At 43.4% G+C, this 23,450-nt stretch carries 21 protein-coding genes, 1 other RNA gene and 4 pseudogenes; 14 read left to right on the top strand and 12 right to left on the bottom strand.

What is annotated here, in order from left to right:
* Positions 1 to 40: 40 nt before the first annotated feature.
* The gene (locus DW059_RS04105; protein WP_158552016.1) at positions 41 to 1,165 is read right to left on the bottom strand and encodes an acyltransferase family protein; all 1,125 of its coding nucleotides are present in this window, start codon (positions 1,163 to 1,165) and stop codon (positions 41 to 43) included.
* 206 nt (positions 1,166 to 1,371) lie between these two features.
* Between DW059_RS04105 and DW059_RS04100 the strand changes: the two genes are divergently transcribed.
* The 3 genes and pseudogenes from DW059_RS04100 to DW059_RS04090 all read left to right on the top strand — a co-directional run bounded on the left by DW059_RS04100 (position 1,372) and on the right by DW059_RS04090 (position 3,512).
* Positions 1,372 to 1,788: an SseB family protein gene (locus DW059_RS04100; RefSeq protein WP_117697882.1), complete on the top strand. Its 417-nt coding sequence runs from the start codon at positions 1,372 to 1,374 to the stop codon at positions 1,786 to 1,788.
* A 55-nt stretch (positions 1,789 to 1,843) separates the two neighbouring features.
* Positions 1,844 to 2,865: pseudogene (locus DW059_RS04095) on the top strand (alpha-hydroxy-acid oxidizing protein).
* Between the two features lie 8 nt (positions 2,866 to 2,873).
* Entirely contained in the window at positions 2,874 to 3,512 is a 639-nt protein-coding gene (locus DW059_RS04090; RefSeq protein WP_117697952.1) for a methylated-DNA--[protein]-cysteine S-methyltransferase, read from the top strand.
* A 12-nt stretch (positions 3,513 to 3,524) separates the two neighbouring features.
* Here the strand turns inward: DW059_RS04090 and pyrB are convergent, their stop codons facing one another.
* From pyrB to DW059_RS04070, 4 genes are read right to left on the bottom strand one after another with little or no spacing between them, the layout of a single operon-like run.
* Positions 3,525 to 4,466, bottom strand: coding sequence for an aspartate carbamoyltransferase (pyrB, locus tag DW059_RS04085; RefSeq protein ID WP_330408263.1), 942 nt, complete (start codon positions 4,464 to 4,466; stop codon positions 3,525 to 3,527).
* Complete coding sequence (locus tag DW059_RS04080) at positions 4,463 to 5,764, bottom strand: adenylosuccinate synthase (RefSeq protein WP_117697880.1); 1,302 nt, start codon at positions 5,762 to 5,764, stop codon at positions 4,463 to 4,465. Before DW059_RS04080 ends, pyrB begins: the two co-directional genes overlap by 4 nt.
* A gap of 60 nt (positions 5,765 to 5,824) precedes the next feature.
* On the bottom strand, positions 5,825 to 7,180 hold the full coding sequence (locus DW059_RS04075) for a threonine/serine ThrE exporter family protein (RefSeq protein WP_117697879.1): 1,356 nt from the start codon (positions 7,178 to 7,180) through the stop codon (positions 5,825 to 5,827).
* On the bottom strand, positions 7,173 to 7,925 hold the full coding sequence (locus tag DW059_RS04070; RefSeq protein WP_117697878.1) for a DUF4866 domain-containing protein: 753 nt from the start codon (positions 7,923 to 7,925) through the stop codon (positions 7,173 to 7,175). The genes DW059_RS04075 and DW059_RS04070 overlap by 8 nt, the downstream gene beginning before the upstream one ends.
* A gap of 193 nt (positions 7,926 to 8,118) precedes the next feature.
* Between DW059_RS04070 and DW059_RS04065 the strand changes: the two genes are divergently transcribed.
* The 3 genes from DW059_RS04065 (at position 8,119) to DW059_RS04055 (ending at position 11,197) form a co-directional block, all read left to right on the top strand.
* A complete protein-coding gene (locus DW059_RS04065; protein WP_117697877.1) occupies positions 8,119 to 9,009 on the top strand; it encodes a LysR family transcriptional regulator in 891 nt (296 codons plus the stop codon).
* Positions 9,010 to 9,013: 4 nt separating this feature from the next.
* Complete coding sequence (locus DW059_RS04060) at positions 9,014 to 9,928, top strand: LysR family transcriptional regulator (RefSeq protein WP_117697876.1); 915 nt, start codon at positions 9,014 to 9,016, stop codon at positions 9,926 to 9,928.
* Between the two features lie 144 nt (positions 9,929 to 10,072).
* Complete coding sequence (locus tag DW059_RS04055; RefSeq protein WP_117697951.1) at positions 10,073 to 11,197, top strand: 5-methyltetrahydropteroyltriglutamate--homocysteine S-methyltransferase; 1,125 nt, start codon at positions 10,073 to 10,075, stop codon at positions 11,195 to 11,197.
* Here DW059_RS04055 and DW059_RS04050 read toward each other — a convergent pair.
* Both DW059_RS04050 and DW059_RS04045 read right to left on the bottom strand, forming a co-directional pair.
* Complete coding sequence (locus DW059_RS04050) at positions 11,194 to 11,958, bottom strand: sulfite exporter TauE/SafE family protein (RefSeq protein WP_117697875.1); 765 nt, start codon at positions 11,956 to 11,958, stop codon at positions 11,194 to 11,196. The two genes, DW059_RS04055 and DW059_RS04050, sit on opposite strands and share 4 nt — an antisense overlap.
* 1 nt (position 11,959) lies before the next feature.
* The gene (locus tag DW059_RS04045; RefSeq protein ID WP_117697874.1) at positions 11,960 to 12,394 is read right to left on the bottom strand and encodes a MarR family winged helix-turn-helix transcriptional regulator; all 435 of its coding nucleotides are present in this window, start codon (positions 12,392 to 12,394) and stop codon (positions 11,960 to 11,962) included.
* Positions 12,395 to 12,648: 254 nt separating this feature from the next.
* On the opposite strand from DW059_RS04045, the gene DW059_RS04040 reads away from it, so the two are divergent.
* Complete coding sequence (locus tag DW059_RS04040) at positions 12,649 to 13,137, top strand: prolyl-tRNA synthetase associated domain-containing protein (protein WP_117697873.1); 489 nt, start codon at positions 12,649 to 12,651, stop codon at positions 13,135 to 13,137.
* 259 nt (positions 13,138 to 13,396) lie between these two features.
* Here DW059_RS04040 and DW059_RS04035 read toward each other — a convergent pair whose 3' ends face one another.
* Together DW059_RS04035 and DW059_RS04030 are read right to left on the bottom strand one after the other, a co-directional pair.
* Positions 13,397 to 13,939, bottom strand: coding sequence for an NADH peroxidase (locus DW059_RS04035; RefSeq protein WP_022244330.1), 543 nt, complete (start codon positions 13,937 to 13,939; stop codon positions 13,397 to 13,399).
* A gap of 191 nt (positions 13,940 to 14,130) precedes the next feature.
* A pseudogene (locus DW059_RS04030) lies at positions 14,131 to 14,502 on the bottom strand (Fur family transcriptional regulator); the annotation flags it as partial.
* Between the two features lie 184 nt (positions 14,503 to 14,686).
* Between DW059_RS04030 and DW059_RS04025 the strand changes: the two are divergent.
* Entirely contained in the window at positions 14,687 to 15,562 is an 876-nt protein-coding gene (locus DW059_RS04025) for a DUF6128 domain-containing protein (RefSeq protein ID WP_117697871.1), read from the top strand.
* Here DW059_RS04025 and DW059_RS04020 read toward each other — a convergent pair.
* The gene (locus DW059_RS04020) at positions 15,471 to 16,094 is read right to left on the bottom strand and encodes a GNAT family N-acetyltransferase (protein ID WP_117697870.1); all 624 of its coding nucleotides are present in this window, start codon (positions 16,092 to 16,094) and stop codon (positions 15,471 to 15,473) included. The two genes, DW059_RS04025 and DW059_RS04020, sit on opposite strands and share 92 nt — an antisense overlap.
* Positions 16,095 to 16,191: 97 nt before the next feature.
* Between DW059_RS04020 and tadA the strand changes: the two are divergent.
* From tadA to DW059_RS04005, 3 genes and pseudogenes are all read left to right on the top strand, one after another.
* Positions 16,192 to 16,676: pseudogene (gene tadA / locus DW059_RS17525) on the top strand (tRNA adenosine(34) deaminase TadA).
* Positions 16,677 to 16,709: 33 nt separating this feature from the next.
* Positions 16,710 to 16,971: signal recognition particle sRNA large type (gene ffs / locus DW059_RS04010), an RNA gene on the top strand.
* A 100-nt stretch (positions 16,972 to 17,071) separates the two neighbouring features.
* Positions 17,072 to 18,010 carry an ROK family glucokinase gene (locus DW059_RS04005; protein ID WP_117697869.1) on the top strand — a complete coding sequence of 313 codons (939 nt, stop codon included), beginning with the start codon at positions 17,072 to 17,074 and terminating at the stop codon, positions 18,008 to 18,010.
* A 250-nt stretch (positions 18,011 to 18,260) separates the two neighbouring features.
* On the opposite strand, the gene nagA is transcribed toward DW059_RS04005, so the two are convergent.
* On the bottom strand, positions 18,261 to 19,124 hold the full coding sequence (nagA, locus tag DW059_RS04000; protein ID WP_242986099.1) for an N-acetylglucosamine-6-phosphate deacetylase: 864 nt from the start codon (positions 19,122 to 19,124) through the stop codon (positions 18,261 to 18,263).
* A 12-nt stretch (positions 19,125 to 19,136) separates the two neighbouring features.
* Positions 19,137 to 19,259 (bottom strand): annotated as a pseudogene (locus tag DW059_RS03995) (glucosamine-6-phosphate deaminase); the annotation flags it as partial.
* A 358-nt stretch (positions 19,260 to 19,617) separates the two neighbouring features.
* On the opposite strand from DW059_RS03995, the gene DW059_RS03990 reads away from it, so the two are divergent.
* The 3 genes from DW059_RS03990 to DW059_RS03980 are packed head-to-tail and all read left to right on the top strand — an operon-like array spanning position 19,618 to position 23,447.
* Positions 19,618 to 21,249: an N-acetylmuramoyl-L-alanine amidase gene (locus DW059_RS03990; RefSeq protein WP_242986098.1), complete on the top strand. Its 1,632-nt coding sequence runs from the start codon at positions 19,618 to 19,620 to the stop codon at positions 21,247 to 21,249.
* 24 nt (positions 21,250 to 21,273) lie between these two features.
* Complete coding sequence (locus DW059_RS03985) at positions 21,274 to 21,708, top strand: SdpI family protein (RefSeq protein ID WP_117697868.1); 435 nt, start codon at positions 21,274 to 21,276, stop codon at positions 21,706 to 21,708.
* Positions 21,684 to 23,447, top strand: coding sequence for a sensor domain-containing diguanylate cyclase (locus tag DW059_RS03980; RefSeq protein ID WP_117697867.1), 1,764 nt, complete (start codon positions 21,684 to 21,686; stop codon positions 23,445 to 23,447). Before DW059_RS03985 ends, DW059_RS03980 begins: the two co-directional genes overlap by 25 nt.
* The last annotated feature ends 3 nt before the right edge of the window (positions 23,448 to 23,450 follow it).

Raw genomic sequence — 23,450 nt, 5'->3', positions numbered from 1 at the left:
TGGCATAAGAGGAAGAATTATGCAACAGATATAAGGAAGATTATTCTTTCATCACCAGCCATCTGCATTTACTGAGGGCTTTTCCGAGACACAGGTAAATAATATAGAAAAGGATGCCGATGAGGAAAGTGGCAGCTGCCCAGCGCAGATGCTTAAACAGGTAAATATATGGATGCTCATAGAGCAGGGTAATCCAGTCCTGTGTATTCCAGAGACTGTAAGCGAAAGCATTATCATGTAAAAGATAAACCATAAAAGTGGAAGCTCCCACAAAATTAATCATGCGGCTGCATGGAATATGGATGCGCCGGAAGATTTCAAACAGAGAAAGTCCCACAAGAATCGGAATAATGCTATAGTCTGAAAAGGAAGGAATCTTCTGGATAAAAATGTCTTTGCTTTCATTTAAAAAGTAAGTCTGAATATTGGTCTGTGTTACATTATAAGCAGAAATGTAAATAAACAGGAAGGAAACTGCAATAATCAGATAGAGGCAATAAGTTCTGATTTTCCCAAATGGATTGTAAAGGTGGATAAAACCGCCCAAGGCATATAAGAAAATACCGGTCAGCAGTGTCCGGAGTCCGTTAGCCAGGGAATTTGCCATACTTCCGGTCCAGCGGAACTGGATAAATGCAAATAAGACAATCAGAAAGGTAAAATATTTCTGCTTGTCCAGTTTTGCCAGAAACTTGTTTAAAAAGAGGTAAGCGATTACTATAATGAAGAAATAGTAGCCCACAAACCAGGACATACTGTTAAATTTATTGATGTTGACCAGTTTTAAAAAGACACCGTCAGTCATACGGTACCAGAAGGAAGATACCAGTGTCAGGGAAACTGCGGCAAAACCAAGCTGTAACAGCAATTTCTTGGAAATTTTGGCAAGATTAATTCCATTTCCCTTTGAAACCATAAAGTATCCGGAAATCGTAATGAAAATAACATTTCCGATTTTTCCCATTGGAGCAAAGGTGGAAAGAAGCAGGAGCTTCTTATAAAAAACAGGTTCACAGAACAGTCCGTTATTCATACGCAGCATGGAAGCAGTGTCTGTTAACTGTACCTTCACGCAGTGGTCAGAAATATGAAAAATAATAATCATAAACATAGCCAGAATACGCAATAATTCAATGTTGGAACTTCTGGTTTTAGCTGGTGTCATGTTGTCTAATCTCCTAATCCTAAAATGAAATACCATGCTATTATAATACAGATAGCTTTAAGATGCCACTATTTCCAGCAAAAGTGTGTTATAATGAGCAGTGCCAGTCAGGGAAAATCTTTGATTTTCGAGATGGCACTGCTGGAAATGTGCTAAGCAGTAAAAAATGAGATAAAAAAATACCCCCCACAGAAAGGAATCCACATATGGCAAAGGAAAAGATAGATGAGGGACTGATAGGAAATGAAAAAATCGAACAGGCAATTGCCGGCTTGCAGCAGGAGGCAACACCGGAGCAGTTAGCCCATACACTGACGGTAATCCGCCGGCGGATGCAGGAAGGCGGTCAGGTGATTGTGGCAGTGGAACCACCGAAGGGTGGAAGCCAGATGCTGCTACAGGCGATTGAGACAGATGGTAAGACCTGGTGGGCAGCCTTCAGCAGCTTTGAAGAAGAATTAAAAGGCGGCGGAAGTGTGAAATCCACATTCTTAGCTGATATAGAAAAGCTTTTTCAAGGAGCATTGCAGGCAGAGGGAATCGAAGGAGTCATTTTAAATCCGTGGAACCGTACCATAATGCTGGATAAGAATCTGATACAGATTGTGCTTGGCGGCAGATAGATATGTGGATAAGTAAACGTCAGAGAAGAAAAAGAGTGGAAAGAAGGAAAGAAGATTGAATTATGCAGAATGTATCGAACAGGCAAGAGGAAGAATTGGAAATTATTGCAAGGCGTGTGTAGAATGCAATGGACGCGCCTGCCGGAATCAGATGCCGGGACCCGGTGCAAAGGGAATCGGCGATACTGCCATGCGTAATTATGATAAATGGAAAGAGATTCGTGTGCAGATGGACACTATTGCAGAAAATGCTCAGGTGGATACTTCGCTGAAATTATTTGGAAAAGAGTTTAAATATCCGTTCTTTGCAGGCCCGGTAGGAGCGGTGAATCTGCATTACGGAGACTGTCTCAATGACATTTCCTATAATGATATTCTGGTATCGTCCTGTGCGGAATGCGGAATTGCAGCCTTTACCGGGGATGGTACAGACAGTAATGTCATGGTGGCAGCTACAAAGGCAATTGCCAAAGAACAGGGACTTGGAATTCCGACGGTAAAGCCATGGAATCTTGAAATCATCAAAGAAAAAATGGCACTGGTGCACGAAGCGAAAGCCTTTGCGGTAGCCATGGATGTAGATGCAGCAGGCTTGCCGTTTCTTAAGAATTTGGAGCCGCCGGCAGGCAGCAAGACCGTGGAAGAACTGCGGGAAGTGGCAGAGTTTGCCGGAGTTCCGTTTATTGTAAAAGGAATTATGACGGTAAAAGGAGCTTTAAAGGCAAAAGAAGCCGGGCTGCCGGAATCGTGGTATCGAACCACGGTGGCAGGGTATTAGACCAGTGCCCGGCAACAGCAGAAGTCTTAGGCGGGATTGCGGATGCAGTGAAAGGCTCCATGAAAATTCTTGTAGACGGTGGAATCCGCTGTGGAACGGATGTATTTAAGGCAATTGCCTTAGGTGCAGATGCGGTAATTATCGCAAGACCGTTTGTGACAGCGGTTTACGGCGGCGGCAGGGAAGGCGTAGCGTCTTATGTTGCCAGGATAGGAACCGAATTAGAAGATACCATGAAAATGTGTGGCGTACACAGTCTGGCAGAGATTACAAAGGATTGCATATGGACAAAAGCATAGAGTGGAGCATGAAAACAAGAGAAGAAATATTAGCATACGGACTGTCTTTCCCGGACACCTATCAGGAGGCACCATTTCATGACCGGAACTGGCAGCTGGTGCGCGTAAGGGAAAGCAAAAAGGTATTTCTCTGGACTTATATGCGGGATGGATTTCTCAATCTGAACGTAAAAGCAGACCCTCAGTGGAGAGATTTCTGGCGGAGTGCCTATCCTGCGGTCATTCCGGGGTATCATCAGAATAAGGAACACTGGAATACCATAATCGTGGATGGCACAATCCCGGATAAAGATATCTGCCGCATGATAGCAGAAAGCTATGATTTAGTAACGGACAGCCCTACCAGACGGATTTATGAAGCAGTAAAGAAAATTCCGAGAGGACAGGTGGCAACCTATGGACAGGTGGCGGAGCTTGCCGGAAACAAGCGGATGTCAAGAGCTGTGGGAAATGCCCTGCATAAGAATAAAGACCCGGAAAACATACCCTGTTACCGGGTGGTAAATGCAAAAGGAGAGCTTTCCGGATCCTTTGCCTTTGGCGGCGAGAATGAACAGGCACGCCGCCTGATGGCAGACGGTATAGAAGTAGTGGACGGAAAAGTAGATTTAAAATGTTTCGGAATGAAAATAGAGAAAACGGATTAAGTTACTGGAACATTAGAGAACCTTTTCTCCGGTTAGCGGGTCCGTGATTTCTAACAGGGCTAAAATCAGTGCCATACGGACATATTTTCCGTTCTGTACCTGTTGGAAATAAGCGGCGCGCGGGTCGGAATCCACATCAACAGAGATTTCATCGACTCGTGGAAGCGGATGTAAAACCGGCATATCGGAAGGAGCCAGTTCTAATTTTTCTTTATTTAAAATGTAGGTATCTTTTAACCGGATATAGTCTTCCTCGTTGAAGAAACGCTCTTTTTGGACACGGGTCATATAGAGAACATCCAGCTTTGGAAGTGTTTCCTCTAAGTCAGAGACTTCCCGATAGGTGCTGTGGGAAGGCTTTAAGGTTCTTTCAATCATATAGTCCGGAATGCGGAGTTCTTCCGGAGAAATGAAATAGAATTCGTTACCCGGATAGCGTACCAGACTGTTTACCAGGGAATGAACGGTTCTTCCGAATTTTAAATCACCACAGAAGCCCACCGTCAGGTGGTCAAGCCGTCCCTTGCGCTGGCGTATGGTTAATAAGTCAATCAGGGTCTGGGTTGGGTGATAGTGTCCGCCGTCACCGGCATTAATGACCGGAATGGTTGCATACATAGAGGCGCAGAGCGGTGCTCCTTCTTTTGGATGACGCATGGCAATAATATCTGCGTAGCAGCTTACTACCCGGACGGTATCGGCAACGGTTTCTCCTTTGGTAGCACTGGACTGTTCCGCACCGGCAAATCCCAGTGTCTGACCACCAAGACTTAACATGGCGGATTCAAAGGACAGTCGGGTTCTGGTGCTTGGCTCATAAAAGAGTGTAGCAAGCTGTTTCCCTTCTGCAAGGTGGGCATAAGCCTCTTTGTGGGTACCAATCCGGTCTGCAAGATCCAGAATACGGGTTGTTTCTTCTTCCGTAAGGTCCAGTGGACTGATTAGGTGTCTCAAAGCCATTCCCCCTTTATCATGTATTCATTTCGTTCTGCACCAGTGGAAATAAACTGGATATCGCAGTCTAAAAGGCGTTCTAATGTTTCGATGTATAATCTGGCATTTTCCGGTAAATCTTCATATTTGCGGCAGGCAGAAATATCCTGTTTCCAGCCCGGAAGCATTGTTACAACCGGAGAGAAGCTATCGATATTTTCGGTAGGGTCGAAGACGGTTGTGGTCTTATGATTTCTTTCATAAGCAGTAATGACAGGGATTTCTGTCAGGGAGCTTAAAACATCAAGCTTCGTTAAGGCAATTTTATCTGCATGCTGGCATTTCAATCCATAACGGCTGGCAACGGCATCAAAAGGTCCGACTCTACGTGGACGGCCGGTGGCAGCACCGTATTCATTTCCAAATTTACGAAGGATGTTGCACCAGTCTTCGGACATGGCTCTTTCTGCTACGAAAGGTCCGGCTCCCACACAGGTGGAATATGCTTTTAGGACACCCACAACATGGTCTAGGGATTCACCCGGGATACCGGCTCCAATCGGACCATAGGCGGAAATGGTGGAGGAACTTGAAGTGTAAGGGAAAATACCATAATCGATATCACGCATGGCTCCAAGCTGGGCTTCCAAAACCACCTTTTTATGGCTGGCAAGAGCATTTTCCAAGAAGCTTCCGGTATCGCAGATATAAGGTGAAAAAAGGGAAGCCTGTTTTTCACACCAGGACAGCAATGCCGGATAAGACATCGGCTCCTGATGATAACTGCCTGCCAGTTCCAGATTTTTGGATTCCAACATGGTTTTTATCCGAACCTGGACATTTTCTTCTTTTAAATGAAGCAAATCACCAAGACGCAGTGTTTTCTTCCGGTATTTATCGCTGTATGCGTAAGCAATGCCGCGGCGGGTGGAGCCGAAGGCAGCACCGGATTTCTCAAGACGTGTTTCTTCCAGTTCATCCTGAATCCTGTGCCATGGCATGGAGATGGTGGCACGTTTGGAAAGTTTTAAATGTTCCGGAGTAATAGAAATACCGCGGCTTTCGATATCTTCAATTTCATGGGTGAGGTGCTCTAAATCAATGACCATTCCATCCCCCAGTACGCATACCACATTGGGATGCAGAATGCCGGACGGCAGAAGATTTAAGACAAATTTTTCCTGTTTGGTTACAACGGTATGACCGGCATTGTTGCCACCCTGATAACGGACAACGACATCTGCATGTTCTGCAAGCAGATCAATGACACGTCCTTTTCCTTCGTCTCCCCAGTTAATTCCTGTTACGGCTGTAAGCATATCGATTCTTCCTTTCTGTAATCATGTATAAAATAAATAATTTTAAGCGTATAAAATTTATCAGGTGCAGTACCGGAAAGTCCGGTCGGTAAGTATTCTTGCAAAAATAAGTCCCAGCGGCAGGGCGATAATAATCATTATGGCAATGGAGAACCAGGAAACCGCTTCCGTTAAGGACATAATGCCAAAGTTATAGAAGGCGCGGTAAAGATATAGTCCCGGAACCATAATTACAATGGAAGGTACGGTTAAAGAGATTCGCGGATATCCATTGTTTTTCTTAATAAAGGATGCCAGCAGACCGGCGGTCAGTGCACCGATAAAGGCAGCAGCAGCGGCTGGAATTCCGGTAAAGTCAACCAGTTCCAGACGTAAGGTATTGGCAACGGAGCCAATCAGTGCAGCAGTAGCTGCCATGGGAATGGAACTGTTAAACATAATAGAGAATCCAAATACGCCGCAGAAGCTTGCAATTAACCGCAGAACCAGCCGTGAAACATCACTGAGATTTACAGAGGTAAAGTCCTGAGGCTGAAGTCTAAGCAGCATTGCCATAATCCAGGCAAACATGGTAGCCACAAGAACAATGATGATGGAATAGGTCAGCCGCTCCAGTCCGGAACGAAGATCCAGTTTCGCAAGGTCAATGCCGCTTGTGATAAATGGAAAGCCCGGGATAATAAACAACATGGAGCAGATGTATCCGGCTTCATGGACTGCCGGAACATGGAAAAAAATTTCGGCAGCCTTTAAGCAGATGGCATACATAAGGCAGGCGGCGGAAATAGAGACCGCAATATTTAAAAACAGCGTAAAATGATGTTTGATTAATTTGGTTCGGATGACATTTCCGATACCGGCTGCAATAAATGCCAGAATCATTTCCACAGGGCCTCCGCCCAGAAGAAAAGTAAATGCGCAGCAGGCTAAGGCTGCCGCAAGTCCCAGTTTGGCGGGAGAATAAAGGGCGTGGATTTTTTCGATTTTATCCAGCCGCTTATGGATTTCCTCGCCGGTTAAATGGGCTTCTTCCTTTGGAAAGCTTTCTACGAATTGTTCCATGCGGTAAAGTTTGGAGGTGTTGACGCCGGTATTGGCGATGCTTAAGGACTGGGAGACACAGTCCTTTCCATCAAAGCAGTTAAATTCGATGGACATAAGACCTACATCTACCGTACAGGTAACTCCCAGTTCCTTTGACAGCTTATTCATGGAAGTACGGACACGCCAGGCTCCGGTTCCACAGGATAACATGATTAATCCCACACGTCCGATGACCGAGGCTTTTTCAATCAGTCCCGCCTGGGCAATCAGTACGTTGCTGTCATCACTGGCATAATCATGCCAGGGTATTTCCATATGATTTTTTTCCATAATATCAATATATGAAGTAGGGGAAGATGCACTCTTATTCATAAATAATCGCCTCAGCTTTGGCAATATGCCGTTCCAGATTCTTTAAGAAGATGGAATTTGGAAGGAAAATGCCGATTTCATCATATTTTTCATCATGTTCCACAAGAGAATCCTGTCCGTAGAAGACAAATGCCATTGGAAGCTCTTTCTCTAATTTCAGTACAAGGTCGAAGATTGCAGAGTAGGCTTCCGCTTCGGTCTCCTTCTGTTTTATGGTATCCGGAAGCTCCCGGATGAGAAGCACCCCATGGCTGCGTTCTAAGACAAGCTGTCCAATGGTATCTTCACCGGTATAAGCGTGGCTGTACCGGTATGCCTGGGAAAAATACATATTCTTTGGTTCCCCTAAATCGCGGTAGCTCTCAAGAAAATGCTGATAATCCTTATTGTGAATATCGCCACAATACTTTGGCAGAAGTCTGCCGGTATCATCGGTCATAATTATCGGATTTTCTTTTCCATCTGCGTTGAAACGGTAGGGAATCAGATAGGAATTCCTCAGTAAATCGAATAGGGTATTCTGGCAGATAGCCATAAGAAATGCCGATAAATCTTTATTTTGATAAGCATCAAAAAGAGCTTCTGAAAAATCCTGTGAAGAAAGAGAAGAATCAAATTCATCATTACAGAATAAATAATTGCAAAAAGTTTCCTGAAGTCTTTCACAGGCCCATGGGTCATGCAAAATCTTTTCAAATAAAACGTCTGCTCTTTCTTCACGAGGGAAAAATGTTGAATTTTTCATAGAAAATATGCGCTTCCTTTCTGCTTTATAGCATTCGTAAAGAGCTGCCGGTGGCAGCTCCTTGTAGGGTTTGGGTGGAGAAATGTAAAGGGGTTGTTTCCCTTAATTTCGGCTTGATTATACTATTGCATTGGGAATAAGTAAAAGCTATAATTGATATAGCAGAAATAATAAATTGATATGGTGAAAATGTATGGATATAAATTTTGAATATTATAAGATTTTTTATTATGTGGCAAAATACAGTAATTTTACCAGGGCTGCCAATGCCCTTGGCAACAGTCAGCCTAATATCACAAGGGCAATGAACGGACTGGAGCAGCAGCTTCACTGTACGCTTTTTGTCAGGACGAACCGTGGGGTACAGCTGACACCGGAAGGGGAGAAGCTGTATACCCATGTGTCGGCAGCCATGTCGCATCTCTGGGCGGCAGAAGAGGAACTGGCAGACAGCAGTGGACTTGCCCATGGAAGCATTTCTATTGGAGCCAGCGAGACTGCCCTTAACATATTTCTTTTGGATAAGCTGAAAGATTTCCATATGAAATATCCGGGAATCCGGTTGAAAATTTATAATCATTCAACACCTCAGGCAATTGAGGCAGTAAAGAGCGGACAGATAGATTTTGCAGTAGTGTCTGCACCGGCAGAAGTAGAGCAGCCACTAAAAAAAGTTAATCTGCGGACATTCCGGGAGGTACTGGTGGGTGGAACAACATTTACCGCACTGGGCAGTCAGGAGCTTTCCCTAAAGGATTTAAAGGATTATCCGTTAATCTGTCTGGGAAAAGAAACCATGACATTTCAGTTTTATAATAAGCTGTTTTTGTCTTATGGGCTGGCACTGGAGCCGGATACAGAGACAGCAACCACAGATCAGATACTGCCACTGGTAAAGAGTGAGCTTGGTCTGGCTTTCATCCCGGAACCGATGGCAAGAGAGGCCATCGAAAAACATGAAATCGTACAGATTTCTCTTTCGGAGACGATTCCAAAAAGAAATATCTGTATGGTATACGACAGTCAGCATCCTTTAAATGAGGCGGCGCGTCAGTTAAGAAAAGTCATTTTAGAAAGCAGGTGAGCATATGACACTTCAGCAGTTACGCTATATTACAACCGTGGCAGATACCGGAACCATCACGGAGGCGGCGAAGAAATTATACATTTCCCAGCCCAGCCTTACCAACGCCATCCATGAGCTGGAAAAGGAGATGGGCATTACCATTTTTAATCGGACGAATAAGGGAATCTTTATTTCCAGGGAAGGGGAAGAATTCTTAGGATATGCAAGGCAGGTATTGGAGCAGACCACCATCTTAGAGGATAAATATAAGAAAAACGGTGGCGGAAAAAAGCAGTTTTGCGTATCAACCCAGCATTACTCTTTTGCGGTAAATGCCTTTGTGGAGCTGGTAAAAAAATACGGGCAGGAGGAATATGATTTCAGCCTGCGGGAGACCCAGACCTATAAGTTAATCGAAGATGTAGCGCAAATGAGAAGTGAAATCGGAATCCTTTTCTTAAATGATTTCAATGAAAAAGTGATTATGAAAATATTGAAATCCTCCGATTTGGAATTTCATCTGTTATTTGTGGCAGAACCCCATGTTTTCATCAGCAGGCATCATCCGCTGGCAAAGAAGAAAATCATAACCAATGAAGAACTGGCAGAGTATCCGTATCTTTCCTATGAGCAGGGGGAACACAATTCCTTTTATTTCTCGGAAGAAATTTTCTCCTCTTTTGAGCGGAAGAAAAATATCCGCGTCAGTGACCGGGCAACCTTATTTAATCTTCTGATTGGTTTAAATGGTTATACGGTGTGCAGTGGAATCATTGACCAGAAATTAAATGGCGAAGATATTATCGCAGTGCCGCTGGCAGATGAAGGTGATATGAGAATCGGATATGTGACCCACCGGAAGGGAATGATAAGCCGGTTAGGGGAAACCTACCTTGAGGCATTAAAGAAATATATTACAGGAGAACAAAGAATATGAGCCAAAGAAAGTAATTTTCCAATCAAAAAATGGACTGGTCATAGGTTAAAACTATGGACAACATTTATTTTTATGTATTTTTCAGAATGAGGAACTCCAATTATAATGAGGGAAATCAATTCACAGGAAATGGAGAAAATCAGAATGAAGAATTTAACAACACCGTTCCGATACGATTATGTAGGAAGTTTTTTACGTCCGGAAAAATTAAAGAAAGCCCGTGCTGACTTTGAAGCAGGGAAAATTACCAGAGAGCAGTTAAAAGAGGTAGAGGATGCCTGTATTTTAGAACTGGTCGCAAAGATAAAGGAGCTTGGATACCATGTGATTACCGATGGGGAGTTCCGCAGAGCCACCTGGCATCTGGACTTTATGTGGGGATTCGATGGAATCGAGCATAAGAAGACTGTAGATGGAAATACAACCTTTGACGGCGAAGCAGCAATGATAGATGACACTTTCATGGTGGGAAAGATTTCCATAAAGAATCATCCATTCGTTGAGCATTTCAAATTTGTAAAAGCACTGGAAGATGAGAATACCATAGCAAAGCAGACCGTTCCATCTCCAGCCCAGTTCTATGCTTATTTCACCGGCGCAGAGCTTTTGGATACAACTCTTGAAATTTATGGAACAGAAGAAGCTTTTGCAGAGGATGTCATCAGGGCATATGGAGAATTTATCGAGGAAATCTATGCAGCAGGCTGCAGAAATCTTCAGTTCGATGACTGTGTATGGGGTGGACTGGTAAATCCGAAGCTTGCCGTTGCACTGACCGGAAGAAGAGGCGAAGCATTGGAAGAATATAAGAAGGTTATCCTTGCACTAAATAATAAGGTAGTAGAAGAGGCACCGGCTGATCTGACCATCAACACCCATGTATGCCGTGGAAATTATCATTCTACTTTCTTCAGCTCCGGCGCATATGACGGAGTAGCAGAGTTGTTATTCGGAGAGGAGAATGTCAATGCTTATTATCTGGAATATGATGATGAGCGTTCCGGTGGTTTCGCACCGCTGGCAAAAATAACCGGCAATAAGAAGGTGGTATTAGGACTTGTTACCACCAAGATACCGAAGCTTGAAGACAAGCAGTCAGTCATTGCAAGAATAAAAGAAGCGTCCAAATATGTTCCGTTGGAAAATCTCTATTTAAGTCCACAGTGTGGATTTGCCTCCTGCGAAATCGGTAACAAGCTTACGGAAGAAGAACAGTGGGCGAAACTGAAGCTTGTCAAGGAAATCGCAGAAGAGGTCTGGGAAGCTTAAAAAATCATTACCACAATTCCAAGAATTACCAGGATGACACCGGTAACCCGGTTCAGTGTCTTTGGGGTGGCTTTATTGGCAAAGACAGCGGCAATTCTTGCCCAGATTAAGGTAAATACAATGCACAGAACCCAGACGGTGACATCCGGCAGTCCGCCGATGGCAAAATGGGAAAAGGCACCGGTAAGTGCGGTAAAGGCCATAATAAATACACTGGTTCCAACAGCAGTTTTCAGTTCATATCCAAGTACAGAGGTCAGGATTAAAAGCATCATCATGCCGCCTCCGGCACCAACAAAGCCGCAGATAAAGCCAATCAGCACACCACAGATTATGGACTGGATGGCACGTTTCTTTGCAGAAACGGCAGACATGGATTCTTTCGTGGTCATAACCGGTTTTACGATAAATTTGATTCCTAACAGAAAGGTCATGAAAACGGAGAAATTTCCCATGGTGGCAGAAGGAACAAGGCTTGAAACATAGCTTCCTACTACGGTGAAAAGCAATACGCTGACCATCATAATCAGACCGTTTTTAATATCGAGGTTCTTATGCTTTCCATATGTATAGGCAGAAATGGCACTTGCCAAAACATCGGAAGAAAGCGCAATGCCGACTGCCATATATGGGTCAATGCCTAGAAAATGAATAAGCAGCGGACTGATGACAGCAGCGGCACTCATGCCGGCAAAACCGGTTCCAAGTCCGGCACCCATGCCCGCAAAAAATGTAACAAAAATCGTAGTTAATAAATCCATTTTAGGATACCTCCTCTAAAATCATATCCAGCGTTGTCTCCATCTGTGCCATTCCTTTAAAAAAGGCATCTTTCGTGGCATCATCCAGATCGGCAATCAGCCGGTCGGCAAAATCCTGCTGCAGAGCCTGTCCCTTTTTTATAACAGGGGCAGCTTTTTTTGTACATAGAAGCTGTGTCTTCCGGCGGTCGCCGGCAACCTCTTTGCGGCTGAGATAACCGTCTTTCACCAGCCGGTCTACATTGACGGAGACCAGATTTGCCTTAATCTGGCGCACTTCAACAATATCTCTGGCAGTTGAATATTCCGGATTATTTCCTAAAAACATCAAAATATCAAAAGCAGTCTGCGGCAGATGCAGTGACTGGCACAAAGGCTTACATACCGCAGTGTAGGCAGCAGACATTTTTCTTGCAAATGCAATACCTGTATTCATGTAAGAGTCCTCCTGATGAAAATGCTTCAAAATAGAATAGTTCAAAATTGAAATATTTATTTTGATGGTATACTAGCACCGGAAGGAAAAAATGTAAAGTGAACTGGAAATAATTTTATAAAAAGTTTATGATATAGTGAGCGCAAGCGAGCCATAGGGAGCCTGCTCACTTTTGGCGAACGGCGAATATTGATCATGGGCTGGTTTTGCACATGATATAATGAACGCAAGCGGGAAGAATGCGAGGAAATACAATGAATAAGCAGGAAATTTATGAATACCTGAGTCAACAGCATATCTGGTACGAAGTGACAGAGCATAAAGCTGTTTACAATATGGAAGATTTATCAGATGTGGAAATTCCCTATCCACAGGCAGATGCCAAGAATCTTTTTGTACGTGATAATAAGAAGCAGAATTATTATCTGATTACAGTGCGAGGGAACCAGAGGCTAGATTTAAAGGCATTTCGAAAGGCAAATGGAACGCGTCCGTTAAGTTTTGCCTCGGAAGAAGATTTAACTGAGAAAATGGGACTGCAGGCGGGTTCGGTAACGCCGCTTGGAGTACTCAACGATGAAACATGCAGCGTGAAGGTATTTGTGGATGCTTATTTTCTGGAAAATGATGCATTGATTGGAGTACATCCCAACGAGAATACCGCTACTATATGGATGAAGACAGAGGATTTGCTCCGTATCATCCGGGCACACGGAAATGAAGTCCATTGTGTGTCGATGTAGAGAAAATTATCCGGAGAAGCTAATGGCATGACAGTCTATGATAAAATGGCTGAAATGTAGTAAAATAGGGCTTTTGAACAATACATTATAATCTGATTCCGGCGTTTGCAAGCCAAGTGTTATACAACAATCATGCAATTATGCAATCACTTTATATTTTTTATATTCGTATTTTTATTCGCATGTTATGGAATACAAAAAGGATAGACAGTTCATGAACCATCTATCCTTAAAATGCTTATTCTATACGGTTTTAAGATTAACCAAAGTATCTCTTTAACAGACCCTCAAAAGCTTTGCCATGACGAGCCTCGTCTCTAGCCATCTCATGAACTGTATCATGGATTGCGTCGAGGTTAGCAGCTTTAGCACGTTTTGCAAGGTCAAATTTACCAGCAGTAGCACCGTTTTCTGCATCTACACGCATTTCAAGGTTCTTCTTTGTACTGTCGGTTACAACTTCACCAAGCAGTTCTGCAAATTTTGCTGCATGTTCAGCCTCTTCAAAAGCTGCCTTCTCCCAGTAAAGTCCAATTTCCGGATATCCTTCTCTATGTGCAACTCTTGCCATTGCAAGGTACATTCCAACCTCAGAACATTCTCCTTCGAAGTTTGCTCTTAAATCAGCAATGATATCTTCTGGAGCACCCTGTGCTACACCAACTACATGCTCAGCAGCCCATGTCTTATCACCTGTCTGTTCTTTGAATTTCTCAGCCGGAGCCTTACATACCGGGCAGAATTCCGGAGCACTTTCACCTTCATAAACATAACCACATACTGTACAAACAAATTTTTTCATTTTAAGATCTCCTTTTCTTTTTATAATTGTATTTATATATCAATAATAGTAATTGTTACTGATATTAAATTAGCATAATTATTTTTAAATGTCAACTACTTTTTTGAGATTTTCTGATTTTGTTTTTCTTTCTTATTTTCTGCAAAATTGGTTGATTTATCCGGCAGGGAACCGGATTTATCCAATAACTTTTTACATTCCGGACAAAGTCCGTAGAATCTGGTAATATGTCCCTCAATGAAACCAGAAAATTCTTCTGCAGCAATAACATTAATCAGATCAATGTTTTTCATTTTTAAATCGAGAACGGAATTACAGTTTGTACAGAAGAAGTGGTAATGAGGTTTCGGATTACCATCAAAGCGGTCCGGCCCATTTTCCGTTGAAATCTTTTGAATCTCGCCTAAATCTGCCAGAAGAGAGAGATTGCGGTATACCGTTCCCAGACTGATGTTGGGATATTCCTGCCGGATATCGGAATAAACTGTTTCGGCAGTCGGATGGTCGGTACGTCCCATCAGGTTATTCTTAATACTTTCCCGTTGTCGGCTAAATTTAATCATATATTCTCCTCAACAAATAATAATAATCGTTATTGATTTTAATATAATTCTTAAAAGGAACTTTGTCAAGGAGAAGTGTAAAGTAAAAATCTGCATGTATGGGAAGTATAGGCTAAAAATCTGCATGGAATCTTAGAAGATGGAATATGATATAAGGAACAAAAAGATATAGGAAGGAAAGGTTATGCCGCAGTTTAAACGGTTCGTTGCATATCTTTATTATTATGAAAATGATACAAAGGAATATCTTGCCGGATTTGCCAGGGTAGAAATGCGCGGAGACATCTGCAGATTAGAAATACATTTAAAAGGAACAGAATATGCGGGGCAGGAAGGAAAGGTAAGCCTTTTTATCCGTAGGGAAGGAAAAATTCTGGCTTTTCCGGTGGGTAATATGCGGCTGATGTCCCAAAGCTCAGATTATAGTGGAAGGATTTCTGATGGTGAGCTGGGCGATGAAACCTGTCATATACAGGATGTATGTGGAATACTGATTCAGCCGGCAGATGGTAATTTTTATGGCAGCCAGTGGGACAATGGGGAGATACATAAGGAAGAAATAGAAATGCAAGCTGCAGAAGAGCCGTCTCTTCAGACTGAGGAAGTGCCGATGCACCATATTTTCCCGGAACAGATAAGCATGGAAGAAGGAATCCAGGAAAGAAGCACGCAGGAAAAAGGCACTGGGGAAAAAGAGACCTCCATCTGGGAACACTGGGAGAATCTGAAGCAGAAAATGACGATTCTGCATCCTTTTGAAGGAGAGAATATAACCTGCGTTCATATGGAACTGCAGGATCTACGGGAACTGCCACAGAAATACTGGTATCTTGGGAATAACAGCTTTCTTCTGCATGGTTTCTTTAATTACCGGTATCTTTTTTTCGGAGAACAGGTGACGCCGGAAGGACGGGAGCTGTTCTTAGCAGTGCCGGGGGTTTATCAGAAGCCGGAAAAAGTAATGGCTGCTATTTTTGGTTTTCCACAGTTCCGGACGGAAAAGCCGTGCCGGCAGTTAGAGGGGAGTTTTGGCTACTGGTATCGCCGGATGGACGAATAAGGGCGAACCGGATATGGTCTTCCCATTTTCCCTGTATCAGGGCATATTCCCTGGCGACACCCTCCTGTTGGAAATCAAGGGATTCTAGCAGACGGATGGAAGCGGTATTTTCCGGCATGACGGCAGCTTCTATCCGGTGCAGATGAAGTTCTTCAAACATAAGCTGAATACCAAAAGCAAGGGCTTCGCGGGCGTATCCTCTGTGCCAGTATGCGGGGGAAAAGCGATAGCCGGTCTCACAGGAATAGTAAGTAGAACGGTTGATATTGCGGAAGCAGATGGTGCCTATGATTTCGTCGGGATTTTCCCTGCGGAATATATAGAAGCGGATGAGGCTGTGCTTTAAGGTGAGACTCAGCTCACAGTTCATCAGGGTCCGCTGGTAGGCCACCGTATAGAACTGCTCAGGGTGGATGGTTTCATATGGCTCAAAGACATTCCGGTTCTGCTTATAAAACTGAAGAACTGCAGGGGCATCATCTTCCCCTAACAATTTCAGGATTAAGCGGTCTGTTTCATAGATAAATTTCATGTTATTAACTCCTGCAGCTGGTATAAGAATACCTTTTTGTTACGCTCAAAATATGCTATTATTATAACAGAGAAAAGAGTAAAAGTCAGGAGTAAACATGGAACCGGAGATAAAATATATGAAAGCAGCCCTGCGGGAGGCAAGGAAAGCAGAAAAATTAGAGGAAGTTCCTATTGGCTGCGTGATTGTGCAGAATGATAAAATTATTGCCCGGGGCTATAACCGGCGCAATACCGATAAAAATACACTTTCCCATGCGGAACTGACTGCCATTAAAAGGCATCAAAGAAGACCGGGGACTGGAGGCTTGAGGACTGCGTGATGTATGTGACCTTAGAACCATGCCAGATGTGTGCGGGAGCCATTGTGCAGTCCCGTATGAAAAAGGTGGTAATCGGAACTATGAATCCCAAGGCTGGATGCGCCGGTTCAGTGATGAATCTTTTGCAGGTGGCAGCATTTAATCATCAGGTAGAGATAGAGCGGGGCGTATTGGAGGAAGAATGTTCAGACATGCTGTCGGAATTTTTCAGACGGTTGCGTGAGAAGAAGAAACAGCAGAAAATGAAGGCAAAACCTTGACAATCCGGCATAAAATAGGCTATAATTTAGATTCCGAGCAGCCGGGGTGGCAGCGGTGCCCTGTACCAGCAATCCGCTATAGCTGGGGTGATATCCTGTCTCGGGTTTGAAATTGTAAAGCAGCCCTGAATAAGTGGCGTTGATGTCTGGGTCTTACGCAACAGGAATCTGTGAACCGGGTCAGGTCAGGAATGAAGCAGCCCTAAGCGGAAGCTCCTGTGTGCCGTAAGGTCGCCTGGACTGAGTTGGCTGTTCAGGTAACGTTTGCAACGAGAATTCAAAACAGGATGCTCGGTTTTTAATGCAAAAAATTAGAAATTATAATATAATAAAGATAAGGGTTCTTCATAAGAAAGCTGGAGAGAAGAAAATTTAATATAATAAAGGAGATAAAGATGAAGAAGTACGGTTTTGGCGTAGATATTGGTGGAACCACCTGTAAGATCGGATTATTTGAGACCAGCGGGAAAATGCTGGATAAGTGGGAAATCCCAACCAACAAGGCAGATAATGGCGGACATATTTTAGATGATGTGGCAGCATCCATTGACGAGAAAATGAAATCAGCATCCATTGCAAAAGAAGATGTGGAAGGAATCGGCGTAGGTGTTCCTGGTCCTGTATTAGAAGATGGCTCTGTTTCCGTATGTGTAAACCTCGGATGGGGACAGGTTCAGGTTGCCGATGAATTAAGCAGTAAGACAGGTCTTCCGGTTAAAGTAGGAAATGATGCGAATGTAGCAGCCCTTGGCGAGATGTGGCAGGGCGGTGGAAAAGGCTACACCGGAGTCGTTATGGTTACGCTTGGAACCGGTGTTGGCGGCGGAATTATTCACAATGGTAAAATTATTCCGGGCGCAAACGGAGCAGGCGGCGAAATTGGACATATTACCGTCAATACAGAGGAAAAAGATACCTGCGGATGTGGCAGACATGGCTGCTTAGAGCAGTACGCATCAGCTACCGGAATCGTCCGCATGGCGAAGAAACTTCTGGCTGAGAAAGATGATGAGTCTTCCTTACGCGGATTTGAACCGCTGACAGCAAAGGATATCTTTGATGAGGCAAAAAAAGGAGATGCTCTGGCATTAGAGGCGGTAGAAATCTTAGGCGAGACACTTGGTATGGCGTTATCTAATATTGCCTGTGTCGTTAACCCACAGGTATTCGTAATCGGTGGTGGCGTATCCAGAGCCGGAGATATCTTAATTGATACGGTAGCAAAACATTTCAAAGAGCATGCATTTGCATCCTGCAAGGACACCAAGTTTGCATTGGCATCCCTTGGAAATGATGCCGGAATGTACGGCTGCGTGCAGATGATATTAGACTAAGAATCAGATGAATCGAGAAACATGCTTTGCCAGATTCTTTCGTAAGTAAGTGAAAAGCCTCCGTCCTGGGACGGAGGCTTTTCTTGATTTATTGCGAGAACCAAAGGACTCTCTTGGACCTTGAAAAAGGCACAAAGTCCAGTAAAAAGAAAGGGAGACTAAATAATTAAAAGATGATTAAATAATCATAATATGCGTTCTAATTCGTATTTCTTATTCAACAGAAGTACATCAGCCCTTGCACCCGGGGTCAGACTGCAGATGGTTTTCTCCATTCCAATGCTCTTGGCAGGGTTGCACGCATGGCATCGCTGATTAAGATGACGCGGTCATCTCCAAATATGCGGAAAACGCTGCGGATAACGGCTGGATGGATGTGGATGCCATCACAGATAATTTCCACCATTGCATGTGGGGCATCAGCAGCGGTACCCACAATACCCGGGTCACGGTGGTGGAATGCCGGCATGGCGTTGAACAGATGAGTTGCATGGATGGCACCTGCTGCGAAGGCCTTTGAGGCAATTTCATAAGAAGCAGTAGAGTGTCCAAGAGAAATAGTAACTTCATCATGGAATTTTTCGATAAATTTGTCTGCTCCCGGAAGTTCTGGAGCGATGGTAATTAACTTTATTTTGCCACTGTAAGATTCTAATAAGCGGCAAAATACGTCTATATTAGGGCTACAGAGGTAACTTTCTTTCTGGGCACCCTTCTTTGCCGGGGAAAGGAAAGGACCTTCCATATGAATACCGGCTACATAGGAATGGTTTCTGTCATCCGGTACACCGGAAACAGTTTCGAAGATTTCCATAAGCTGGTTTTCCGGTAAAGTCATGGATGTTGCACAGAAGGATGTAACGCCGCAGGAATGCAGGTAAGCTGCAATATCGGAAAGTCCGTCTGTATTTGCGTCACAGAAATCATGACCCTTTGCACCATGGATATGCACATCAACCAGTCCCGGAATCACATAATTGCCTTTTGCATCCAGAATTTCCTCATGTTCGGAAACCGGTTTGTCTACGATTGTATGTGTAACATCATCGATATATAAGTCTTTTTCGTGGAAAGCGAAGTCATCACCCCATACAAGACCGTTTCGGATAATCATTCGAATACCCCCTTAAATCAGTTTATTTTTAATAATCAGTGAAAGAGCTGCTTCATCAGCAACAATGGATACGTTGTTATGTAACTGCAGGATAGAAGCAGGAGCAGTCGGAGTGATTGGGCCAAACAGGGCCTGATACTTCATTATAATCCTTTGCTTTATAAATACGCATGGTATCCCTCCTTAAAAGGCAATTTCTATATTGTTTAGTCTGATTATATAATCGGAAAAATGAAAATGCTATAAAATAGACAAAATAGCCGCTCAATAGAAATATGCAGTGGCAAATATATCTTAAATAGAAATCATAACAAGCTAACACATTACCATATCAAATATGATTAAATCATAATTTAACACAGATTAAAACAGGATTAAACCAGTTTATGAAAAAATTTAAGAAATCTTAAATTGACCCGCTGTGGGGGCTGCTTTACAATGAAAATAGATTGTAAGCAATTACGGAAAACATAAGAAACAACGGAGAAAAACATTGTCTACAAGAAGAGAAAGAGAACGAAGAAAGAAATTAAGGAGAATAAGAAATGCAATTTCAGCAGCTTTTTGTGTACTGGTATTGCTGTTAGTGCTGGGAATCGTAAACCTTCTGACCGGTATTTTGGAAAAACATCTTCCTATAATAGATGGGAATGGAGACTATACCATCAGTATACTGGAAAAGCTGTCCGGAGATAAAGAGGAAAAGGAACCGGATAAGAAGGGGCTGACAGTGTGCATTGATGCGGGACACGGCGGAAAGGACAATGGTTCTGACTATAAGAACCGCTATGAGAAAGATGATACTCTTGCCCTGGCACTTGCAGTACAGAGTTATTTGCAGGAAAAAGATGTGAATGTCATCATGACGCGAAGTGATGATACCTTCTTAAAACTGTCAGAGAGATGTGATATAGCAAATGAAGCGGAAGCAGATTATTATGTATCCCTGCACCGGAATACCGGAGAAGGATATGGAGTAGAGACATGGGTATACAGTGGAGCCAACGAAGAGACCATGGGACTTGCCGGAAATATCCAGCAGGGATTAGCCGGAGTTGGTGTACAACGCGACCGTGATGTGAAAAAGGGAACCCAGAAGAGCAGTTCAAAGGACTATTATGTAAACAGCCATTCCCATATGCCGTCCTGTATCGTTGAAATGGGATTTATGAATAATGCCAAAGACAATCAGCTTTTTGATGATAATAAGGAAGCATATGCGGCGGCTATTGGAGATGCCATTATTGCTACTTATAAGACTTACCATGGTGACGGAACAGGTGGAAATACAGAAGCAGATACGTCCATCGGAGATACTACAACAGGTGATACAGACACAGATGGAACCTCCGGCAGCACAGAAGACAGTACCGCCACAGAAGATACGAAAAACGTAGGAGAAGTTATTACCAACCAGCAGATTGCCAATGTGGAAGCTTTGGATAGAACCTGTCAGAACTGGGGGCAGGGCGTGAATTTTGATGAAGAGAACCGGCCGATTGGAGCTGTTTCTTATCAGGAAAAATACGGAGACTATCAGGCGAATTTTATCGGAGCAGATGAAAAGAAGATTTATCTGACCTTTGATGAAGGCTACGAATATGGCTGTACACCGCAAATCTTAGATACTTTAAAGGAAAAGGGCGTAAAGGCAACCTTTTTTGTGACAGAGCCATATGCCAAGGCACAGCCAGAGCTGGTACAGCGGATGATTGACGAGGGACATGAGATTGGTAATCACAGCGTGACCCATCCGTCCGAGGGCCTTCCATCCCAGAGTTTGGAGCAGCAGAAAAATGAAGTCATGGAGAACCACCAGTATATTAAGGATAATTTTGGCTATGATATGCACCTGTTCCGGTTCCCGGCGGGTAAATTCAGTGACCAGTCCTTAGCAGTGGTCAATAACTGCAACTACAAGAGCGTGTTCTGGAGCTTTGCATACAAGGACTATGATGTCAATAACCAGCCAGGCGAGTCAGAAGCGTTACAGAAATTAAAAGACCGGATGCATCCGGGAGCAATTTATCTTTTACATGCGGAGTCTACCACCAATACAGCCATTCTTGGAAGATTTATTGATGCGGCGCAGGCAGCAGGCTACGAAGTGGTGGCATTTCAGTAAGACGCAGATACAAGGAGAAGTCCGGTGGAAAAATATGCAATATTAATCTTACCAATTACATTAAGCATCATTATACTAGTAGCTGGAAGTATTGCATTTTATATGCCCTTGAGGTGGGAGGAACGGCAGAGAGAAAGATATTCTACCTACCGGGGAAAGAAAGCAGAGCAATCAGAGGAGCACTGGTACAGGGCACAGAAACTATATGGAAAATGTCTTTTGGTGTCAGGAAGTATCGACCTTCTGCTGGCATATCCGCTGACCAGGTGTTTTTATTGGTTCGTGGAAGCTTTCTGGCATAGCGAAGATGCAACACTTCCGGCTGTTTTGATATTGTGCGTTCCGAGTTTTGGGTTTATACTCAGTGCATACCTGATAACAGGAGGCAGAATGAAAAGAGAAATAAGATTTTCGGGTAATTGTGAGGACAGAAAATGCGGATACAAAAGAGAAAAATAATATTGCCAGTCATGGTATTACTGCTTGGGATGACTGCTTTGGGAGCTGTATTATATGGAGTAGGAAATATACAGAGGAACCATAGCAGAAAAATGGCGAACCTGAATGCAATGATATATTCTGAGCGGATAAAGTCTGATATTATGCAGGAAGTTGGAGCTACAAATGCTTTAAAGCAGCTTCTGGTCAGTGAAAATGGCAGGATTAATAAATTTTCAGAGGTGGCAGAGGATATGATGACGGATTCCATCCAGAGTATCCAGCTTGCACCGGATGGTGTAGTAACAGAGATATATCCGGAAGATGGCAATGAAGCCGGAAAAATCGACTTGCTCAATGATGCGGACAGGGGAGAAATTTCCCGTTATGCCAGAGATAACCATATTGAGATTATGCAGGGACCGTTTCAGTTAGAGCAGGGTGGATACGGAATGGCAGTACGAAATCCGGTATACCTGAAAAATGAAAACGGAGAAGAAGAATTCTGGGGATTTGCCATTGTAATTATCCGTGTACCGGCTATTTTTTCAGATTCATTAAAAGCACTTTCGGATTTTGACTATGATTATACGTTATCAAAGACCGTTTCTCCATGGGATACAACATATGAAGAAGTATATAGCTCAGGAGCAATTCTGACGAATCCGGTTGCTTATGAATTTGAAGCAGCTGGAAACCGGTGGAAACTGGAAATCATGCCGAAGACAGGCTGGTCGAATCATGAGCACCTTTATGGAATGCTGGCTGGCGGACTATTGATTGTTCTGCTGCTGACGGGACTTGTCTCTATGATTCTGGCTTTGGATGAGCATAAAAATAGATTTAAAAAGCTGGCTGTAACTGATGTATTGACCAGAATCAATAACAGGCATGGATTTGAGGAGCAGGTAAGACAGTATTTGAAAAAGTATCCGGAAGCTTCCTGCGTGGCAGCACAGTTTGACATTGATGATTTCAAGTTCATTAATGACATGTATGGACATGAATCCGGAGACAGGGCATTACAGATATTAGCAGAAAGCATGCGGAAATCGTTCCCGGAACATGCAGTGCTTGGACGGAAAGGAGGGGATGAATTCTGCATTTTCTTAGATAATTGCACCGGTGAAGAAGTAAGGGAGAAACTGGAACAGTTTACAAAAAAGAAGCGTTCTTTCTGGTATGAAGGTGAAAAAGTGACATATACTATTTCCCTGGGATATGCAGAGTATCCGTTACAGGGAAAAAACTATTCACGGTTGATGCGCTGTGCAGATGCAGCACTTTATGAAGTAAAGCTTGACGGGAAAAATGGCTGTATTCAGTACCGGGAAGGAATTGGACTTGAAATCAGAAAGCAGCTTGGATTTGCATTGAAGGATGTTTCGGAAAATCTTCCGGGAGCATTTATTATTTATAAAGCAGATAAAGAAAATGATGAAATTCTTTTTGCGAACCATGAGATGATCCGTCTCACCGGATGCAGGAACATGGCAGAACTGCAGGAGTATACAAAAGGAAGCTTCCGTAACCTGATTGAAGAAGAAGAAAGGGAGCAGGTTGAAGAAAGTATCTGGCAGCAGATAGGAGAAGGACATTCCAATGATTATGTACACTTCCATCTGAAAAAAGCAGATGGAACCTCAATGAGGGTGCTTGACCATGGCAGAATTGTGGAAAATGGACGATACGGCAGAGTGTTCTATGTACTGATGGTGGACTGGAATTCTACAAAGCGGCATTACAGAGATGCATTTTAGAGA

The organism is Roseburia sp. AF42-8, assembly GCF_003435965.1.
Lineage (GTDB): Bacteria > Bacillota > Clostridia > Lachnospirales > Lachnospiraceae > Roseburia_C > Roseburia_C amylophila.
The sequence above is the reverse complement of the archived record's forward strand: the minus strand, read 5'-3'. Positions and strand labels throughout refer to the sequence as shown.

Bases quoted from the DNA above. Each gene is read 5' to 3' on its own strand.
- DW059_RS04105 (WP_158552016.1), bottom strand. From the start codon at position 1,165: ATGACACCAGCTAAAACCAGAAGTTCCAACATTGAATTATTGCGTATT.
- DW059_RS04100 (WP_117697882.1), top strand. From the start codon at position 1,372: ATGGCAAAGGAAAAGATAGATGAGGGACTGATAGGAAATGAAAAAATC.
- DW059_RS04090 (WP_117697952.1), top strand. From the start codon at position 2,874: ATGAAAACAAGAGAAGAAATATTAGCATACGGACTGTCTTTCCCGGAC.
- DW059_RS04080 (WP_117697880.1), bottom strand. From the start codon at position 5,764: ATGCTTACAGCCGTAACAGGAATTAACTGGGGAGACGAAGGAAAAGGA.
- DW059_RS04075 (WP_117697879.1), bottom strand. From the start codon at position 7,180: ATGAATAAGAGTGCATCTTCCCCTACTTCATATATTGATATTATGGAA.
- DW059_RS04070 (WP_117697878.1), bottom strand. From the start codon at position 7,925: ATGAAAAATTCAACATTTTTCCCTCGTGAAGAAAGAGCAGACGTTTTA.
- DW059_RS04065 (WP_117697877.1), top strand. From the start codon at position 8,119: ATGGATATAAATTTTGAATATTATAAGATTTTTTATTATGTGGCAAAA.
- DW059_RS04060 (WP_117697876.1), top strand. From the start codon at position 9,014: ATGACACTTCAGCAGTTACGCTATATTACAACCGTGGCAGATACCGGA.
- DW059_RS04055 (WP_117697951.1), top strand. From the start codon at position 10,073: ATGAAGAATTTAACAACACCGTTCCGATACGATTATGTAGGAAGTTTT.
- DW059_RS04050 (WP_117697875.1), bottom strand. From the start codon at position 11,958: ATGGATTTATTAACTACGATTTTTGTTACATTTTTTGCGGGCATGGGT.
- DW059_RS04045 (WP_117697874.1), bottom strand. From the start codon at position 12,394: ATGAATACAGGTATTGCATTTGCAAGAAAAATGTCTGCTGCCTACACT.
- DW059_RS04040 (WP_117697873.1), top strand. From the start codon at position 12,649: ATGAATAAGCAGGAAATTTATGAATACCTGAGTCAACAGCATATCTGG.
- DW059_RS04035 (WP_022244330.1), bottom strand. From the start codon at position 13,939: ATGAAAAAATTTGTTTGTACAGTATGTGGTTATGTTTATGAAGGTGAA.
- DW059_RS04025 (WP_117697871.1), top strand. From the start codon at position 14,687: ATGCCGCAGTTTAAACGGTTCGTTGCATATCTTTATTATTATGAAAAT.
- DW059_RS04020 (WP_117697870.1), bottom strand. From the start codon at position 16,094: ATGAAATTTATCTATGAAACAGACCGCTTAATCCTGAAATTGTTAGGG.
- DW059_RS04005 (WP_117697869.1), top strand. From the start codon at position 17,072: ATGAAGAAGTACGGTTTTGGCGTAGATATTGGTGGAACCACCTGTAAG.
- nagA (WP_242986099.1), bottom strand. From the start codon at position 19,124: ATGATTATCCGAAACGGTCTTGTATGGGGTGATGACTTCGCTTTCCAC.
- DW059_RS03980 (WP_117697867.1), top strand. From the start codon at position 21,684: ATGCGGATACAAAAGAGAAAAATAATATTGCCAGTCATGGTATTACTG.